Annotated in this window: 15 protein-coding genes; 5 read left to right on the top strand and 10 right to left on the bottom strand. The window is 59.6% G+C overall.

What is annotated here, in order from left to right:
• Window positions 1–46: 46 nt before the first annotated feature.
• The 3 genes from plsB (at window position 47) to ACYZT0_RS02175 (ending at window position 3783) form a co-directional block, all read left to right on the top strand.
• Window positions 47–2548: a glycerol-3-phosphate 1-O-acyltransferase PlsB gene (gene plsB / locus ACYZT0_RS02185; RefSeq protein WP_462044446.1), complete on the top strand. Its 2502-nt coding sequence runs from the start codon at window positions 47–49 to the stop codon at window positions 2546–2548.
• Window positions 2549–2667: 119 nt separating this feature from the next.
• A complete protein-coding gene (locus tag ACYZT0_RS02180; RefSeq protein ID WP_462044445.1) occupies window positions 2668–3066 on the top strand; it encodes a YbaY family lipoprotein in 399 nt (132 codons plus the stop codon).
• Window positions 3067–3093: 27 nt separating this feature from the next.
• Window positions 3094–3783: a DUF4197 domain-containing protein gene (locus tag ACYZT0_RS02175; RefSeq protein WP_462044444.1), complete on the top strand. Its 690-nt coding sequence runs from the start codon at window positions 3094–3096 to the stop codon at window positions 3781–3783.
• A gap of 93 nt (window positions 3784–3876) precedes the next feature.
• Here ACYZT0_RS02175 and ACYZT0_RS02170 read toward each other — a convergent pair whose 3' ends face one another.
• From ACYZT0_RS02170 to ACYZT0_RS02160, 3 genes are all read right to left on the bottom strand, one after another.
• Window positions 3877–5226 carry a Fic family protein gene (locus ACYZT0_RS02170; RefSeq protein WP_462044443.1) on the bottom strand — a complete coding sequence of 450 codons (1350 nt, stop codon included), beginning with the start codon at window positions 5224–5226 and terminating at the stop codon, window positions 3877–3879.
• A gap of 96 nt (window positions 5227–5322) precedes the next feature.
• Window positions 5323–8394: an efflux RND transporter permease subunit gene (locus ACYZT0_RS02165; RefSeq protein ID WP_462044442.1), complete on the bottom strand. Its 3072-nt coding sequence runs from the start codon at window positions 8392–8394 to the stop codon at window positions 5323–5325.
• Window positions 8395–8400: 6 nt separating this feature from the next.
• Complete coding sequence (locus ACYZT0_RS02160) at window positions 8401–9501, bottom strand: efflux RND transporter periplasmic adaptor subunit (RefSeq protein ID WP_462044441.1); 1101 nt, start codon at window positions 9499–9501, stop codon at window positions 8401–8403.
• Window positions 9502–9594: 93 nt separating this feature from the next.
• On the opposite strand from ACYZT0_RS02160, the gene ACYZT0_RS02155 reads away from it, so the two are divergent.
• Window positions 9595–10239: a TetR/AcrR family transcriptional regulator gene (locus tag ACYZT0_RS02155; RefSeq protein ID WP_462044440.1), complete on the top strand. Its 645-nt coding sequence runs from the start codon at window positions 9595–9597 to the stop codon at window positions 10237–10239.
• Between the two features lie 107 nt (window positions 10240–10346).
• Here ACYZT0_RS02155 and ACYZT0_RS02150 read toward each other — a convergent pair whose 3' ends face one another.
• Window positions 10347–11129, bottom strand: coding sequence for a class I SAM-dependent methyltransferase (locus ACYZT0_RS02150; RefSeq protein ID WP_462044439.1), 783 nt, complete (start codon window positions 11127–11129; stop codon window positions 10347–10349).
• A 93-nt stretch (window positions 11130–11222) separates the two neighbouring features.
• On the opposite strand from ACYZT0_RS02150, the gene ACYZT0_RS02145 reads away from it, so the two are divergent.
• Complete coding sequence (locus ACYZT0_RS02145) at window positions 11223–11843, top strand: energy transducer TonB (RefSeq protein WP_462044438.1); 621 nt, start codon at window positions 11223–11225, stop codon at window positions 11841–11843.
• A gap of 17 nt (window positions 11844–11860) precedes the next feature.
• Here the strand turns inward: ACYZT0_RS02145 and ACYZT0_RS02140 are convergent, their stop codons facing one another.
• From ACYZT0_RS02140 to adk, 6 genes are all read right to left on the bottom strand, one after another.
• Window positions 11861–12556 (bottom strand): extensin-like domain-containing protein, encoded by a 696-nt coding sequence (locus tag ACYZT0_RS02140; RefSeq protein WP_462044437.1) that lies wholly within the window; start codon window positions 12554–12556, stop codon window positions 11861–11863.
• 2 nt (window positions 12557–12558) lie between these two features.
• Window positions 12559–13380, bottom strand: coding sequence for an isocitrate lyase/PEP mutase family protein (locus ACYZT0_RS02135; RefSeq protein ID WP_462044436.1), 822 nt, complete (start codon window positions 13378–13380; stop codon window positions 12559–12561).
• Window positions 13381–13413: 33 nt separating this feature from the next.
• On the bottom strand, window positions 13414–14274 hold the full coding sequence (locus ACYZT0_RS02130; RefSeq protein WP_462044435.1) for a DUF72 domain-containing protein: 861 nt from the start codon (window positions 14272–14274) through the stop codon (window positions 13414–13416).
• Window positions 14274–14579, bottom strand: coding sequence for a hypothetical protein (locus ACYZT0_RS02125; RefSeq protein WP_462044434.1), 306 nt, complete (start codon window positions 14577–14579; stop codon window positions 14274–14276). Before ACYZT0_RS02125 ends, ACYZT0_RS02130 begins: the two co-directional genes overlap by 1 nt.
• 288 nt (window positions 14580–14867) lie before the next feature.
• Window positions 14868–15542 carry a tRNA (adenosine(37)-N6)-threonylcarbamoyltransferase complex dimerization subunit type 1 TsaB gene (gene tsaB, locus ACYZT0_RS02120; protein ID WP_462044433.1) on the bottom strand — a complete coding sequence of 225 codons (675 nt, stop codon included), beginning with the start codon at window positions 15540–15542 and terminating at the stop codon, window positions 14868–14870.
• 86 nt (window positions 15543–15628) lie between these two features.
• Window positions 15629–16276 (bottom strand): adenylate kinase, encoded by a 648-nt coding sequence (adk, locus tag ACYZT0_RS02115; protein ID WP_461965824.1) that lies wholly within the window; start codon window positions 16274–16276, stop codon window positions 15629–15631.
• Window positions 16277–16349: the final 73 nt, after the last annotated feature.

The raw sequence follows: 16349 nt of genomic DNA, 5'->3' as shown, positions 1-16349 counted from the left end.
CCGCCCGAGCATTTGCTCGGTTTAACCCCACTCACGCAGAAGCCGTATGACCCGCTCCCCGCTCCGCCGTCTTGTGTTTGGCACCCTGCGCCGACTGTTGTACCTCTGGGTTCGCTCGGAGACGATCAACCAGTCGTCGTTCACCCTCAACCTCGACCGCAGTCGTCCGGTGTTCTACGTCCTGCAAAACCCTTCGCTGACCGACCTTGCCGTAGTCGATACCGAGTGCAGCAAGGCCGGCCTGCCGCGCCCGGTGTTGCCGGTATCCGTAGGTACGCTGGTGGAACCCGCCGCGTTCTTTTACCTGACGCCGGAGCCCGACTGGCTCGGCCGCCAGGACAAACGGGGCGCGCCGCCGACCCTGACTCGCCTGGTCAGCGCCCTGAGCCAGAACGCCGCTGAAGATGCGCAGATCATTCCGGTCAGCGTGTTCTGGGGTCAGTCGCCGGACAGCGAATCGAGCCCGTGGAAACTGCTCTTCGCCGACAGCTGGGCGGTCACCGGGCGTCTGCGCCGGTTGCTGAGCATCATTGTGCTGGGGCGCAAGACCCGGGTGCAGTTCTCCGCGCCGATTCACCTGCGTGAGCTGATCGATCACAACAAGGGCCACGAGCGCACCGTGCGCATGGCCCAGCGAATTCTGCGGGTGCACTTCCGCAACCTGAAAGCCGCCGTGATCGGCCCGGACATTTCCCACCGTCGCAACCTGGTCAAGGGCCTGCTCAACCAGCCCCTGGTCAAGCAAGCGATCCTCGACGAAGCCGAGCGCGAGAACATCTCCCCGGAGAAAGCCAAGGCCCAGGCCCTGCGCTACGGCAACGAAATCGCCTCGGACTACACCTACACCGCGATCCGCTTCCTCGAAGTGGTGCTGAGCTGGTTCTGGAACAAGATCTACGACGGGATCAAGGTCAACCACATCGAAGGCGTGCAGAAGGTCGCTCAGGGTCACGAAGTGATCTACGTGCCGTGCCATCGCAGCCACATCGACTACCTGCTGCTGTCCTATTTGCTGTTCCGCAACGGCCTGACCCCGCCGCACATCGCCGCCGGGATCAACCTCAACATGCCGGTGATCGGCAGCTTGCTGCGGCGCGGCGGTGCGTTCTTCATGCGCCGCACCTTCAAGGGCAACCCGCTCTACACCTCGGTGTTCAACGAATACCTGCACACCCTGTTCACCAAAGGCTTCCCGGTGGAGTACTTCGTCGAGGGTGGCCGCTCGCGCACCGGGCGCATGCTGCAACCGAAAACCGGGATGCTCGCGATCACCCTGCGCAGCTTCTTGCGTTCGTCGCGGATGCCGATCGTCTTCATCCCGGTCTACATCGGCTACGAGCGCGTGCTGGAAGGCCGGACCTACCTCGGCGAACTGCGTGGCGCGAGCAAGAAGAAAGAATCGATCTTCGACATCTTCAAAGTCATCGGCGCCCTCAAGCAGCGCTTCGGCCAAGTGGCGGTGAACTTCGGCGAACCAATCAAACTGGCGGAATTCCTCGACAGCGAACAGCCGGACTGGCGTCAACAGGAACTCGGTCCGCAGTTCAAACCGGCCTGGCTCAACGAAACCACCAACCGCCTCGGCGAGAAAGTCGCACAGCATCTCAACGAAGCCGCGGCAATCAACCCGGTTAACCTCGTGGCCCTGGCGCTGTTGTCCACCAGCCGCCTCGCGCTGGATGATCGCGCCATGGCGCGGGTACTTGATCTGTATTTGGCGTTGTTGCGCAAGGTTCCTTACTCGCCGCACACCACGTTGCCGGAAGGCGATGGCCGTGCGTTGATAGAGCACGTGAAGGACATGGATTTGTTGTCCGAGCAGAGTGATGCCCTGGGCAAGATTCTGTATCTGGACGAGCAGAACGCCGTCCTGATGACCTACTACCGCAACAATGTGCTGCACATCTTCGCCCTCCCCGCGCTGCTGGCGAGTTTCTTCCAAAGCGCCTCGCGCATGAGCCGCGAACAGATCCTGCGCTACACCCGCGCTCTGTACCCGTACCTGCAATCGGAGCTGTTCATTCGCTGGTCGATGGACGAGCTGGATGCGGTGATCGACCAATGGCTCGAAGCGTTCGTCGAACAAGGTTTGCTGCGTTTTGAGAATGACGTCTATCTACGTCCGGCGCCGAGTTCGCGGCATTTCGTGCTGCTGACGCTGCTGTCGAAAAGCATCGCCCAGACCCTGCAACGCTTCTACATGACGGTTTCCCTGCTGCTCAACAGCGGCCAAAACAGCATCAGTGCCGAAGAACTGGAAGACCTGTGCACGGTCATGGCCCAGCGGTTGTCGATCCTCCACGGCTTGAACGCCCCGGAGTTCTTCGACAAGAGCCTGTTCCGCCACTTCATCCAGACCATGCTCGACCTCGATGTACTGCGTCGCGACGAAGCCGGCAAGCTGAGCTATCACGAACTGCTCGGTGAACTGGCCGAAGGCGCGGCCAAACGAGTGTTGCCGGCGGAGATTCGCTTGTCGATCCGTCAGGTGGCGCTGCATCGCAGTGAAGATGCGGCGGATCAGGTCGCAACACAGCCCGAGACTTGATGCAACAAAACCTGTGGGAGCGAGCTTGCTCGCGATAGCGGTGTGTCAGATAACAGAGATGTTGAATGTCACACCGTCATCGCGAGCAAGCTCGCTCCCACATTAATACGAGAACTGCGATGAAAAAACTTTCTCTATTGGCCATGACCACCCTGCTGGGCGCCTGTCAGTCAATGCAACCCGCCGCTAAAACCAGCCTCGATGGCGAAGTGTTCTACCTGCAACGCATCGCCCTGCCGCCCAGCGCTACCTTGAGCGTCAGCTTGCAGGACGTGTCCCTGGCCGATGCGCCTGCCGTGGTCCTCGACGAACAGAAAGGCCCGATCAAAGGCCAGGTGCCGCTGCCGTTTCATCTGAGTTACGATCCGAAACAGATCAAACCGGGTCATCGCTACTCGGTCAGCGCACGGATCGAAGTCAACGGCGAGCTGATGTTCATCACCACCGAACATCACGCCGTACAGCTTGATGGCAGCGACCCGCAGCCACTTAAAATCCGCGTCGACGCCGCCCGCTAATCCTCTACTTTGAACAAGGAAGCTGCCATGTTCCGCCCCACCCTCCGCTTCGCCGGCCTGTGCGCAGGCTTGATGATCTCCGCCAGCGCCCTGGCGCTGTCACTCAGCGACCTGTCGCAAAAAGACGCCACCGGCGGCCTCAAGGACGCCCTGACCCAAGGTGCGCAACTGGCCGTGAAACAACTTGGCACGCCGGGCGGCTTCAGCAACAACCCGGATGTGAAGATCGAATTGCCGGGCAAGCTCGGCAAGGTCGCCAGCAAGATGAAAGCCTTCGGCATGGGTGATCAGGTCGATCAGCTGGAAACCAGCATGAACAAAGCGGCGGAAACCGCCGTGACCCAGGCCCAGCCGATCCTGGTGGAGGCTGTGAAGAAAATGAGCGTGGAGGATGCCAAGGGCATTCTCAGCGGCGGTAAGGACTCCGCCACTCAGTACCTGAGCAAAACCAGCCGCGAACAGATCCGCGTGAAATTCCTGCCCATCGTCAAGCAAGCCACCGATCAGGTGGGCCTGGCCAAGCAGTACAACTCGTTCGCAGGGCAAGCCGCGACGCTGGGTGTCGTGGATGCGAAGAACGCCAACATCGAAAGCTACGTGACCGAGCAGGCGTTGAACGGTTTGTTCGAGATGATTGGTAAACAGGAAGAAACCATCCGCCAGAATCCGGCGGCGGCAGCGACCAGTTTGGCGAAGAAGGTGTTTGGTACCCTTTGACATTCTTCCCGTAGGAGCAAAGCTTGCTCGCGAAGGCCATAACACGGTCTGAATGATGGACCGCGTTGAGGCCATCGCGAGCAAGCATTGCTCCTACGGGGCTGTGTTTTGAGCCCGCAGAAAGAACACCCACTCGCGCCCCATCTTCCGCTTCTCAAACACCTCCAATTCGACCAACCCATTCAAGGTCGCCGACGCGGTGTTGTAAGAACAGTCCAGATTTTCCTTCACATTGACCGCCGTAAACTCCTTGGCCATCCCGCTCTTGGCCACTTGGAATACGGCTCGTTGCTTCTCGGTCAATCGGTCAAAAAAACCGGACTCCAATAACCAGCGATCAAAGCTTTCGGCATACGCCAGACTTTTCCGATAAGCCTCGGTAAAACCGCTGACAGCCCGCAGGATGACCGAACACTGGAATTCGATAAAATAAGTCAGGTCGAGGTCATCAGCTTCAGTGTTCAAATACGACCGCCCGTATTTCACCGGCGCGTTGCGCAGCAAAATACTGATCGCAATGTAGCGAAAGGCAGAGAAGTCATTCTTAAACATGAACCAATAAAACAACGCCCGCGCCACCCGGCCGTTGCCATCGCGGAACGGATGCTCATAGCCCAGAGCAAAATGCAGTGCGATACCTTTGATCAGTGGATGAAGGTAATCCACTTGATTGGGATCGTTATGGGACTGGTTGATCCACTTCGACAGCACCTGCAATCGTGACACCAGCCCCGCTGCAGGAGGCGGTGTGTGAACGGTGTTTCCTTCGCCGTCCTGCACCACCACGTCATCGCTGCCCCTGAATTCCCCCGGCGAATATTGCGCGTCATCAATGCCCTCGACGCCAACCCGGTGCATGGCTGAAATCAGCTCGACACTCAAGACCTCATTACGCGTTTCCCAGGCGAAGTTCATCATCTTGTAGTTGCCAATCACCATTCGCTCATCCGGTGTACGCGGCAGGCGTTTGCGCTTGAGCATGTCCTTGGCCACCCGCGTGGTGGTCGCCGCGCCTTCGAGCTGGCTGCTGCTGATGGCTTCGTCTTCGATCAAATCGTTGAGCAGATAGCTGAAGTGCGCATGCTCACCAATCCGACTGGTCATGTACTCCAGCGCGGCCGTTGTGGCTTGCCGATCGACGGCGGAAATAGCTTTCTGCGCCAACGGCGTGAGCACGAAGTTGCCCCATTGAAGCGGCTCGCCCAGTGGCAAAAGATTTGAGTACTGCGCAGTCCGGGCTTTCTTCACCAACGCCCAGCAGAGATTCGAATCCAGCCCCGGCGCCCAGCGGTAGCGCAACTCATCGAAAGGCAGATAGCGCCCCTGATCGTCCAGCGGCTTCAGCAGGGCGAGGTAGTCCGAGAGGCGTTCCTTGTGGGGCGACTTCCCCAACAGGTCGAACACCGGGTCGGTCTTTCCCGTCAAAATGGGCGGCTTTTTCATTATCGATGTCTCAAAAACTCATGAAACTGAGTCTTGAGTACAGCATTCGGACCTCTCTGACTCAATATCAGAGGGATCTGAAATACACGTAGGAAGTCAGACCGGCCCTTTCTTGACCCTGAACCAAGCCGCATACAGCGCCGGCAAAAACAGCAACGTCAACGCCGTCGCCACAATCAACCCACCCATGATCGCCACCGCCATCGGCCCGAAGAACACACTGCGCGACAGCGGAATCATCGCCAGCACCGCCGCGAGCGCAGTCAGCACAATCGGTCGGAAACGCCGCACCGTGGCTTCGATAATCGCTTGCCACGGCTTGAGCCCGGCCGCGATGTCCTGCTCGATCTGGTCCACCAGAATCACCGAATTACGCATGATCATCCCGGACAGCGCGATGGTCCCGAGCATGGCGACGAAACCAAAAGGCTGACGGAACACCATCAGGAACAAGGTCACGCCGATCAAACCCAAAGGTGCCGTCAGAAACACCATCACGGTGCGTGAGAAACTGCGCAGTTGCAGCATCAGTAACGTCAGCACCACCACGATGAACAGCGGCACACCGGCCTTCACCGAGTTTTGCCCACGGGCCGAGTCTTCTACCGTGCCGCCGACTTCCAGCAAGTAACCATCCGGCAATTCTGCGCGAACCGGATCGAGAGTCGGCAGGATCTGCTGCACCAGCGTCGCCGGTTGTTCCTTGCCGTAAATGTCGGCGCGCACCGTCACGTTAGGCAAGCGGTTGCGGTGCCAGATGATGCCTTCTTCAAAGCCGTACTCCAGCGTCGCGATCTGCGACAGCGCTACGCTGCGACCGTTGTCAGTCGGTACGGCCAGACTCGGCAGCAACGACAGCTCAGTGCGCTCATGCAACGTGCCGCGCAACAGAATCTCGATCAATTCGTTGTCTTCACGGTACTGGCTGACGCTGGAACCGGTCAGAGAGCTTTGCAGGAACTTCGACAGGTTCGCGGTGCTTACGCCAAGCGCCCGGGCGCGGTCCTGATCGACGTTCAGATAAACGACTTTGCTCGGTTCTTCCCAGTCCAGGTGGACGTTGACCACGTGAGGGTTCTCGCGAACCTTGGCCGCGACTTTGCGAGCCAGCGCGCGGACTTCCTCGATGTGCTCACCGGTGACCCGGAACTGCACCGGATAGCCAACCGGCGGCCCGTTCTCCAGACGCGTAACTCGCGAACGCAGGGCCGGGAATTGTTCATTGAGGGTTTCGATCAGCCAGGTGCGCAGGGTTTCGCGCTCCTCGATGGTCTTGGCCAGGACTACAAACTGCGCGAAGCTCGCTGCAGGAAGTTGTTGATCCAGCGGTAGGTAAAAACGCGGCGAACCGGTGCCAACGTAAGCGACATAGTTATCGATACCGGCGTGATCCTTGAGCAGGGTTTCGAGGCGCTTGACCTCATCGCTGGTGTTGCTTAGTGATGCACCCTCGGCCAGTTTCAGATCGACCATCAATTCCAGACGACCCGATGCCGGGAAAAACTGCTGTGGCACAAAGCGAAACAGGACGACAGAACCGATAAACAACACGACCGTCAGGACAATGACCGTCTTGCGCCGCCGCACGCACCACTCCACCAGACGTCTGACGCGCTGATAGAACGGCGTGTCGTAAGGGTCGGGCTGACCATTGCCAGTGCCGTGTTTGGCTGCATGAATTTTCGCCAGATCCGGCAGGAGCTTCTCCCCCAGATACGGCACAAACACCACGGCGGCCACCCACGAGGCCAGCAGCGCGATGGTCACCACCTGGAAGATCGAACGGGTGTATTCGCCGGTACCCGATTGTGCAGTGGCAATCGGCAAGAAGCCGGCAGCGGTGATCAGCGTGCCGGTGAGCATCGGGAATGCGGTGCTGGTCCAGGCGTAACTGGCAGCCTTGATCCGGTCAAAACCTTGCTCCATTTTGATCGCCATCATTTCCACGGCGATGATTGCGTCGTCCACCAACAAACCCAGCGCCAGTACCAACGCGCCGAGGGAAATTTTATGCAGGCCGATGCCGAGGTAATACATGCAGGCGAAGGTCATCGCCAATACCAAAGGAATCGCCAGCGCTACCACCATGCCGGTGCGCACGCCGAGGGAGAAAAAGCTCACCAGCAGGACGATTGCCAGCGCTTCCACCAGCACCTGAACAAATTCGCCAACACTGCTTTTCACGGCGGCTGGCTGGTCGGAAACCTTACGCAGCTGCATACCGGCAGGAAGATTTTTCTGGATCCGGTCGAACTCGATTTCCAGCGCCTTGCCCAGCACCAGAATGTCGCCACCGTCCTTCATGGCCACGGCCAGACCGATGGCGTCTTCGGCCATGAAGCGCATACGCGGCGCCGGCGGATCATTAAAACCGCGATGCACATCCGCCACATCGGAGATGCGGAAGGTGCGATCTCCTACGCGAATCGGGAAGCTCTTGATCTCTTCGACTGTCTGAAAATTCCCCGAGACGCGTAGCTGCAAGCGCTCGCTTGTGGTCTCGAAGAACCCGGCGGTGGACACCGCGTTCTGTTCTTCAAGGGCCTGCTGCACCGCCGCCAAAGGGAGACCCAGGGTGGCGAGCTTGACGTTGGAGAGTTCGATCCAGATCTTCTCGTCCTGTAACCCGAGCAGATCGACCTTGCCGACATCCTTGACCCGTTGCAGCTGAATCTGGACGCGGTCGGCGTAGTCCTTGAGCACCGCGTAATCAAAACCGTCGCCGGTCAGCGCGTAGATATTGCCAAACGTGGTGCCGAACTCATCATTGAAGAATGGCCCCTGGATGCCCGGTGGCAGGGTCTGGCGGATGTCGCTGATCTTTTTGCGAACCTGGTACCAGAGGGCCGGGATTTCCACCGAGTGCATGGAATCACGGGCGACGAACGTCACCTGGGATTCCCCCGGACGGGAGAACGAAACGATGCGCTCGTACTCGCCGGTTTCCATCAGTTTCTTTTCAATGCGCTCGGTGACCTGGCGCGACACTTCCTGCGCCGTGGCCCCCGGCCAATTGGTACGAATCACCATGGCCTTGAAGGTGAACGGCGGGTCTTCACTTTGGCCGAGTTTGGTGTAGGACAGTGCGCCGACAACTGCCAGCAAGAGCATCAGGAACAGTACGATCTGGCGATTACGCAGCGCCCATTCGGAAAGATTGAAACCCATCGGGGATTACTCCTTGTCCGCCAGATTGACCACGCGGTTGGAACGATCCACCGGGCGCACTTGCTGCCCGTCATGAAGCACATGAACACCCGCAGCCACCACCCAATCGCTGGCGTTCAGGCCTTCGAGCACCGGCACGGTTTTCTCGCCGAAGGCACCAACCCGGACCGGGGCTTTTTTCAAGGTGTTGTTGGCGCCAACCACCCAGACGTAGGTGGCACCGTTTTCCGCGGTGACGGCCGACAGCGGCACCGACAGCGACACCACATCGGCGGTCTGGATGAACACTCGGGCGCTTTGGCCAAGCTCTGCGGAGACCTTGCCGGCGGTGAAAGCAATGCGGGCGGCAAAGGTGCGCGATTTTGGATCGGCAGCAGGCGACAGTTCACGGATGCGCCCGGCGAAACGTTGGTCCGGTTGGGTCCAGAGTTCTACCGACACCGGCTGACCGACCTTGAAACGGCCGAAACTTTGTTCCGGCAGGCTGATCGACACTTCGCGCTCACCCTCGGTGGCGAGGGTAAACACCGTTTGCCCGGCCGCCACGACTTGCCCGACTTCGACCGCACGTTTGGCCACCACGCCATCCTGAGGCGCACGCAGCACAGCGTAACTGGCCTGATTGGTCGAGACGTTGAATTCGGCTTTGATTTGCTTGAGGCGTGCTTCACCGGATCGGTAAAGGTTTTCAGAATTGTCGTACTGCGAACGGCTGACCATCTGACGGTCCATCAGGGTCTTGTAGCGATCACGCTCAGCACGCACCAGGCTCAGATTGGCCTCGGCAGCGGCGACCTGGGCGCGGGTGGCTTCCAGTTGCAGGCGTACATCCTGAGGATCGAGCTCCGCCAACGGTTGGTCGGCCTTGACCCGCTGTCCCTCTTCGACCAGTCGTCGACTGACTTTGCCGCCGATGCGAAACGCCAGGTCCGGCTCATACCGTGCGCGCACTTCACCGGGAAAACTTTCCATCGCCTGGACCGAAGGCTCTGGCTGCACGACCATGGCCGGGCGAACGGTGACTTGGGGCGCCTCTTCGTGACCACACGCAGACAATAAAAACGCCAGACTGACTGGCAACGCGAGGGGCAAGGCATAGCGGAACATGGTGAAGGACCTTTCGCTAATGGTGCTTGGAATAATTATACTGAGCGGTATGTTATTAATAGCAAACTCACCAGTCCAGTAATAAAAGCGCATATGCCTAACAATCTTTCAGCACCCAACGGCCCAGGCCGCCCCAAGGATTTGGCCAAGCGCCAAGCGATCCTCGATGCGGCGAAAATTCTGTTTCTGAGCAAGGGTTATGCGAATACCAGCATGGACGCCGTGGCGGCCGAGGCCGGTGTGTCGAAGCTGACGGTCTACAGCCATTTCAACGACAAGGAGACACTGTTCTCCGCCGCCGTGATGGCCAAGTGCGAAGAGCAGTTGCCGACACTGTTTTTCGAGTTACCGGACGGCACTGCCGTAGAAACGGTGTTGTTGAACATCGCGCGCGGCTTTCATCAGCTGATCAACAGCGACGAATCAGTCAACCTGCACCGGCTGATGATGACGCTGGGTAGCCAGGATCCGAAACTCTCGCTGATCTTCTTCGAGGCCGGCCCCGAGCGCATGCTGCATGGCATGGAGCGGCTGCTGATCAAGGTTGATCAGAGCGGCGCCTTGAGCATCGACAAACCGCGCAATGCGGCCGAGCATTTCTTCTGCCTGCTAAAGGGTGCGGGGAATTTCAGGCTGCTTTATGGCTGCGGCGAGCCGTTGACCGGGGAGGCGGCCGAGAGCCATGTGCAGGAAGTGGTGGGGTTGTTTATGCGAGCGTATCGGCCTGAGCAAGCCTGATAGATAGTGGGTGTCTGGTCCGGCGCCTTCGCGGGCAAGCCACGCTCTTACAGGATCTCCACTAACCCGTAGGAGCGAGGCTTGCCCGCGAATGGGTCTACGCGGTCTTAAGGCTTCAACGCCTTCTTCGGATAAATGTCATACCGACTGGATTTACCATCCAGCGCATGGCTCGGCTTCGGCCCTTCAATGCACGGCGCCTTGCGCGGGCGCTTGACAACCACCCGGTGGCTGGCCAGGGCCAACGCGGCTTCGAGCAATGCAGGGGCATCCGGATCATCGCCGACCAGCGGCCGGAACAGGCGCATTTCCTTCTTCACCAAGGCAGTTTTCTCACGATGGGGAAACATCGGGTCGAGGTAGATCACCTGCGGCGGCTCGCCTTCCCAATTGCGCATCACCTCGATCGAATTGCCCTTGAGCAAGCGCATCCGCGCCACGATCGGCGCCACATCAAAGTCTTCCGCGCCGCGCGCCAGGCCATCTTCAAGCAAAGCGCCAATCAGCGGCTGACGCTCGATCAGGCTCATCTCGCAGCCCAGGCTCGCCAGCACGAACGCATCTTTGCCCAACCCCGCCGTGGCATCCAGCACGCGCGGACGCACGCCTTGGGCAACCCCGACAGCCTTGGCGATCATCTGACCGCTACCGCCGCCGTACAAGCGGCGATGGGCCGCACCGCCCTCGACGAAGTCCACCCGCACCGGCCCCGGAGCGTCCGGGCCCAGTTGTTGCAGCTGCAACCCCAGGTCGCCGACCTGCAAGGCAAACTCACCGTCATCCACCTGCATGGGCAAGCCCAGGCGCTCGGCCCATTGTTCGGCCTGTGGCTGATAAGTCTCGGCCAGGGCCTCGACATGGATGCGGCAGGCCGCAGGTTGCTCAATCATGGGAAAAGGTGCTCAAAAAATTAATGATCGGCAAAAACGGCCGATAACAAAACTATCGAGCATTTTGCCAGAGCTGAGCGTCGACCGAGAGAAATGTCAGACATTCAAACCACATCCGTAGGCTACATCTCGCGCCACGGCGATTTTGGTCTACGAAACTCCCAAGCACTGAGCGGCGTCAGTCACCTGTGGCAAGATTTTTTTGCCCAGGCCCTGGCCGAACAGTCGAGCGATGTGGTGCCTGCATGCGGGACTTTCCCGCCGGTTGATCTCGAGAGCCCGGTCGAGCCGACCGTCGGCAGCGAGCTCTACGCACACATCATTTCCCAGCGCGAATGCGATGTGAAAGAAACCGAGGTCCGCCCGCCGGAGCCACTGTTCCTGCCGATTGCCGAGTTCGACATGGACCTGGCCGACAAACCGTTCCCACCGTTCCCGGCACAAGAAATCGTCGATCAACAGAAGCAACAGGACTTCGAAAGCGCTTGGGTCCGCCCGATCGTGCTCAAGGCCGGTCAACCGCTGCCAGCGCCTGTCGCCGCACCGCAACCGCGTCCGCTGCACCTGCCGATCGCCGAATTCGAACTCGATCTGCTGGACAAGCCATTCCCGCCGTTCTCGCCCGAAGAGCGGGTGGAGCAACAGAAGCAACTCGATTTCGACAACGGCTGGGCTCGCCCGATCGTCCTGCAGAATCTGCGCATCGCCGCCTGACGTTCAATAACAGGCCTTCAGCGACACACCCACCACGGCCCGACATCCACATGAAAGTGATTGCGATGGGCGGCGTTGTAATCCGGGCTCAATACCACACTGAACATGTCGCAGGCGCCATCGCGGACCTGGCGTAAAAACTGTGCGTCCTGATTATCCTTCGGCCAATCCTTGAGCACGTTGATGGATCGGCCATCGGCCAACCGAAACCCGGCGATATCCAGCGCGTTGGCGCTGGCATGCTGGCTGCGTCTGCCGTTTTCGCTGCTGTAGACGTTGCGGCAGGCAAAGCTGCCGAGATGGTCGACACGCGTAACCGCTTGCCCATAGATCGCCTGTGCCGCCGGTTGCAGGGCGTGATGTTCGAACAGGGCGAACGACACCGCCAGGCGACAACTGGCGAGGAAACTGCTGCTCAGGGCCACCTCGCCGCCTTGCACACGCAACGTGTTGATCAACGGGCATGTCGCGTCGGGGCTGTCCGCCTGACGGGTCACGCGCAATCCGGAGCTGCTCAGGGCTTGATCGCACAACTGCGGATCATCGCGCAGGCGCATCAGTTTGTAGCGGGTCAGAAAATTGGGCGCGGCCTTCACGTCCAGCGGCGCCCAAGGATTCCACTGGGGTGGCAGAGAGATCCAGCCGCGCCAGACGCTCACGGCTGCCGCCCCCATGATCAACAGCATAGACAGCAGCCACCACCGAAACCGCATCGTCAGCCTTTGAACAAATGATTGGCCTGAGCGAACGGCATGGATCGCGACGTGAACCCGAACGTGCCCGACGTCTTGATCTCTTCGGCAGCGCGGAAAAACTCGCCATACGCTGCCAGGGCCAGCGCCGATCCGACGCTGATGCGTTTGACGCCCATTTCGCTCAACTGCTCGACCGTCAATTTCAGCCCGCCAGACATCAACACATTGACCGGTTTCGGCGCCACGGCGCGGACCACCGCCAAAACGTCCTCAGCACTGCGCAGACCCGGTGCATAAAGTACGTCGGCACCCGCCTCGGCAAATGCCTGCAAACGGCGAATGGTATCGGCGAGATCAGGATTGCCGTGCAGAAAGTTTTCGGCCCGGGCTGTCAGCACGAAGGGGAATGGCAAGCTGCGAGCTGCCGCCACGGCAGCCTCGATACGTGCAACGGCATGTTCGAAGCAGTAAATCGGCGCTTCTTCACGACCCGTGGCATCTTCGATCGAGCCGCCGACCGCACCAGCCTCTGCTGCACGCAAAATACTCTGTGCGCATTCGGCTGGATCGTCGGCGAAGCCGTTTTCCAGATCGACGGCGACTGGCAGATCAGTTGCCGCGACAATCGCCCGAACGTTTGCCAGGGTGTCGTCCAGCGTCAACGCGCCATCGGGGCGGGCGTTGGAAAAGGCGTAACCGGCACTGGTGGTCGCCAGCGCTTCGAAACCAAGGCTGGCGAGCATTTTCGCCGAGCCAGCGTCCCACGGGTTGGGAATGACAAAAGCGCCCTCGCGTTCGTGCAGTGCTTTGAACGCTTGGGCTCGAAGGGTTTGCGTATCCATTGGCAGGCTCCTGAAAAAGGCAAGGAAACCGCTTCAGAGCAGGCCAAGTTGCTCGGCAGCGGGTTCTCTGTATAGCTCAGGCAGCGGCGGCAGGCCAGGCAAACGCAGCATCAGTTTTACGTGAAAACGTTGCGCCAGTTTGGCGGCCAGTAGATTGTCGGCGGTGTGCAGGAAGATATAAGGCGTGCGGCCCTCTTCGATCCACACGGCGATTTTCTCGACCCACGGCACCAGGAACGGGTCGTTGGCCTCAAGCTGCGGATGGCCGATGAAGCGCACCTGCGGACATTGCGTGAATGCTGCCGGACGGGTTGGCACTCTGGGCTTTTTCGATTGGGCGTGAAGTACCGAGGGATCGGTCGATGTGCAGCTGAACAGCGCTCGGGGATCAAGGCAGATACGCTCGACACCGCGATCGAGCAGCAGGCGATTGAGCCTTCTCTCGGCATCGCCCTTGGCGAAGAATTCGTCATGCCGCACTTCAACCGCCAAAGGCCGGTCCACAGCGTCGATAAAACCGGCAAGCTCTGACAGTCGCTGAGGGGTAAAGCTTTTGGACAGTTGCAGCCACAGCGGTGAAACCCGATCACCAAGGGGGCTGAGCAATTGCAGGAAGGTGTCGGCGGCGGTCAATTGTTCGCGCAGGTCACCGCTGTGGCTGATGTCACCGGGAAACTTGGCCGTGAAGCGAAACTGTTCGGGCATGGTCTCGGCCCAACGCTGCACGGTGGTCGCAGCCGGGCTCGCGTAGAAAGTCGTATTGCCTTCCACGGCGTTGAACACTTGGGAATAGAGATTCAGAAATTCGGCGGGTTTTGCGTCTTGCGGATACAGGTAGTCGCGCCAGGCGTTTTCACTCCAGGACGGACAGCCCAGGTAATAAGGCAGCCGCATCAGATGTACAAGTCTAGGCCCAGCACATCCGAATCCCAATCAACAAAACCGGCGGTGCTCAGGTAGCTGGCCAGGGCCTTCGCGACACTGTTGCTCATGGCACGGTGATAAATCATGTCTTGTTGACGGGCGGGGAGATTACTCAAACGTTGCGCAGAGGCTTTGGCGGCGCGGGCGGCCATTTGCTCTTCGGACGGAATTTCCAGCTCGCCGTCGATATCGACGGACTCGTCCTCTGCCACATGGCCTTTGCGAGGCTTGCGCTTGATGGGATAGGACTGAGAGGGAACGCCGTCTATACGCATGAGTACATGTCCGGTATCAATGATGGCAGTTTAGTGGCGCATAGCCCACTTCGCAAACCGCCGAGTGATAACTAGAACACAGAAAATGGAAAAGGTTTTAAAGCGGGAGTGTAAATCGACGATTGGTTACATCCTTTAGATCGCCTTCGCGGGCAAGTCGGATCGCCGCACCGCTCGCTCCCACAGGGTTTGTGTCGTTCACACATTTTGCGGTTGACCCAAAACCTGTGGGAGCGAGCGGTGCGGCGATCCGACTTGCCCGCGAAGGGCCGACTCGAACTCTGGGAATTAACGCGCCTTGGGCGTCGCAACCTTATCGCGCAAATAAACCGGCTGCGCCTCATCAGCCACAATCGCTTCGCCGCGCGCCCAGGCAAAACGTGCCAGGGTCAGCAGGTCTTCAGCGTGAGGCAGCATGCCCGCATCCTGCCCGGTCAGGCTCACGGCGATACGCTCGGCATAACCCCAGCCAGTGCCGGCGCCAAACCACTCACCGCTGGCGTCAGCCGGCAACGCTGCCACTTCCGGCGGCAACACCGCTTCATTGCCGACCAATCGCATCTCCCCCGCCGTTTCGCGGTAGCAACCCCAATACACCTCATCCATCCGCGCATCGATGGCGGCCGCGACCTGGCTCGCGCCGTGTTCGCGATACGCCCGTTGCGCCAACACGGCCAGGTTGGAAACCGGCAGCACCGGGCGATCCAGCGCAAACGCCAGGCCCTGCACCACGCCGATGGCGATCCGCACGCCGGTGAACGCACCCGGACCACGTCCGAAAGCGATCGCATCGACCGCTTGCAGAGTGGTCCCGGCATCCGCCAGCAGTTGCTGAATCATCGGCAGCAACTTCTGCGCATGCAGGCGCGGGATCACCTCGTAATGGCTCGTGACTTTGCCGTCATGCAGCAAGGCAACGGAGCAAGCTTCAGTCGCGGTGTCCAGGGCCAGCAAGGTGCTCATCGATGTTTCCGTAAGAGAGTTCAGAAAAAGTTCGCCAGTATAAACAACTACGGCCCGCAAGCGGGCCGTAGAAGATGAAGCAGTTTTCAGTTCAGTGCTTCAAGCACCTTGCCGGTGATCGCTTCAACGGAGCCGACGCCAGCGATGTGGCTGTACTTCGGCTTGCCCTGATCAGCGGCCAGGTTCTGGTAGAACGCTACCAGTGGCTTGGTCTGGGAATGGTAGACCGACAGGCGATGACGCACGGTTTCTTCGGTATCGTCCTTGCGCTGCACCAGTGCTTCACCGGTGATGTCGTCTTTACCGGCGATTTTCGGCGGGTTGTAGACGGTGTGGTACACGCGGCCGCTGGCTTCGTGAACACGACGCCCGGCGATACGCTGCACGATTTCTTCGTCGTCGACGGCGATTTCGACCACGTGATCCAGCTCGACGCCGGCTTTCACCAGGGCTTCAGCCTGAGGGATGGTGCGCGGGAAACCGTCGAACAGAAAACCGTTCTCGCAATCAGCCTGGCTGATGCGTTCCTTGACCAGGTTGATGATCAGATCATCGGAAACCAGACCACCGCTGTCCATGACGCTCTTGGCGATCAGGCCCAGCTCGGTGCCGGCCTTGACCGCAGCACGCAGCATGTCGCCGGTGGAAATTTGCGGGATACCGAATTTTTCGGTGATGAACTTAGCCTGAGTACCTTTACCGGCCCCGGGAGCTCCCAGCAGAATGACGCGCATCGATGTGCTCCTCAATTTTTATATGGATAACGTCAGATTCGCCTCGTGGGGCCAATCTCAAAAAAGGGTCGTG

The sequence above is a fragment of the Pseudomonas sp. ZS1P83 genome (assembly GCF_054897825.1).
Note: the sequence above shows the minus strand (reverse complement) of the source record. Positions and strands in the feature narration are given on the sequence as shown.

Excerpts from the sequence above, each read along its gene's own strand:
- plsB (WP_462044446.1), top strand. The coding sequence starts at position 47 with ATGACCCGCTCCCCGCTCCGCCGTCTTGTGTTTGGCACCCTGCGCCGA.
- ACYZT0_RS02180 (WP_462044445.1), top strand. The coding sequence starts at position 2,668 with ATGAAAAAACTTTCTCTATTGGCCATGACCACCCTGCTGGGCGCCTGT.
- ACYZT0_RS02175 (WP_462044444.1), top strand. The coding sequence starts at position 3,094 with ATGTTCCGCCCCACCCTCCGCTTCGCCGGCCTGTGCGCAGGCTTGATG.
- ACYZT0_RS02170 (WP_462044443.1), bottom strand. The coding sequence starts at position 5,226 with ATGAAAAAGCCGCCCATTTTGACGGGAAAGACCGACCCGGTGTTCGAC.
- ACYZT0_RS02165 (WP_462044442.1), bottom strand. The coding sequence starts at position 8,394 with ATGGGTTTCAATCTTTCCGAATGGGCGCTGCGTAATCGCCAGATCGTA.
- ACYZT0_RS02160 (WP_462044441.1), bottom strand. The coding sequence starts at position 9,501 with ATGTTCCGCTATGCCTTGCCCCTCGCGTTGCCAGTCAGTCTGGCGTTT.
- ACYZT0_RS02155 (WP_462044440.1), top strand. The coding sequence starts at position 9,595 with ATGCCTAACAATCTTTCAGCACCCAACGGCCCAGGCCGCCCCAAGGAT.
- ACYZT0_RS02150 (WP_462044439.1), bottom strand. The coding sequence starts at position 11,129 with ATGATTGAGCAACCTGCGGCCTGCCGCATCCATGTCGAGGCCCTGGCC.
- ACYZT0_RS02145 (WP_462044438.1), top strand. The coding sequence starts at position 11,223 with ATGTCAGACATTCAAACCACATCCGTAGGCTACATCTCGCGCCACGGC.
- ACYZT0_RS02140 (WP_462044437.1), bottom strand. The coding sequence starts at position 12,556 with ATGCGGTTTCGGTGGTGGCTGCTGTCTATGCTGTTGATCATGGGGGCG.
- ACYZT0_RS02135 (WP_462044436.1), bottom strand. The coding sequence starts at position 13,380 with ATGGATACGCAAACCCTTCGAGCCCAAGCGTTCAAAGCACTGCACGAA.
- ACYZT0_RS02130 (WP_462044435.1), bottom strand. The coding sequence starts at position 14,274 with ATGCGGCTGCCTTATTACCTGGGCTGTCCGTCCTGGAGTGAAAACGCC.
- ACYZT0_RS02125 (WP_462044434.1), bottom strand. The coding sequence starts at position 14,579 with ATGCGTATAGACGGCGTTCCCTCTCAGTCCTATCCCATCAAGCGCAAG.
- tsaB (WP_462044433.1), bottom strand. The coding sequence starts at position 15,542 with ATGAGCACCTTGCTGGCCCTGGACACCGCGACTGAAGCTTGCTCCGTT.
- adk (WP_461965824.1), bottom strand. The coding sequence starts at position 16,276 with ATGCGCGTCATTCTGCTGGGAGCTCCCGGGGCCGGTAAAGGTACTCAG.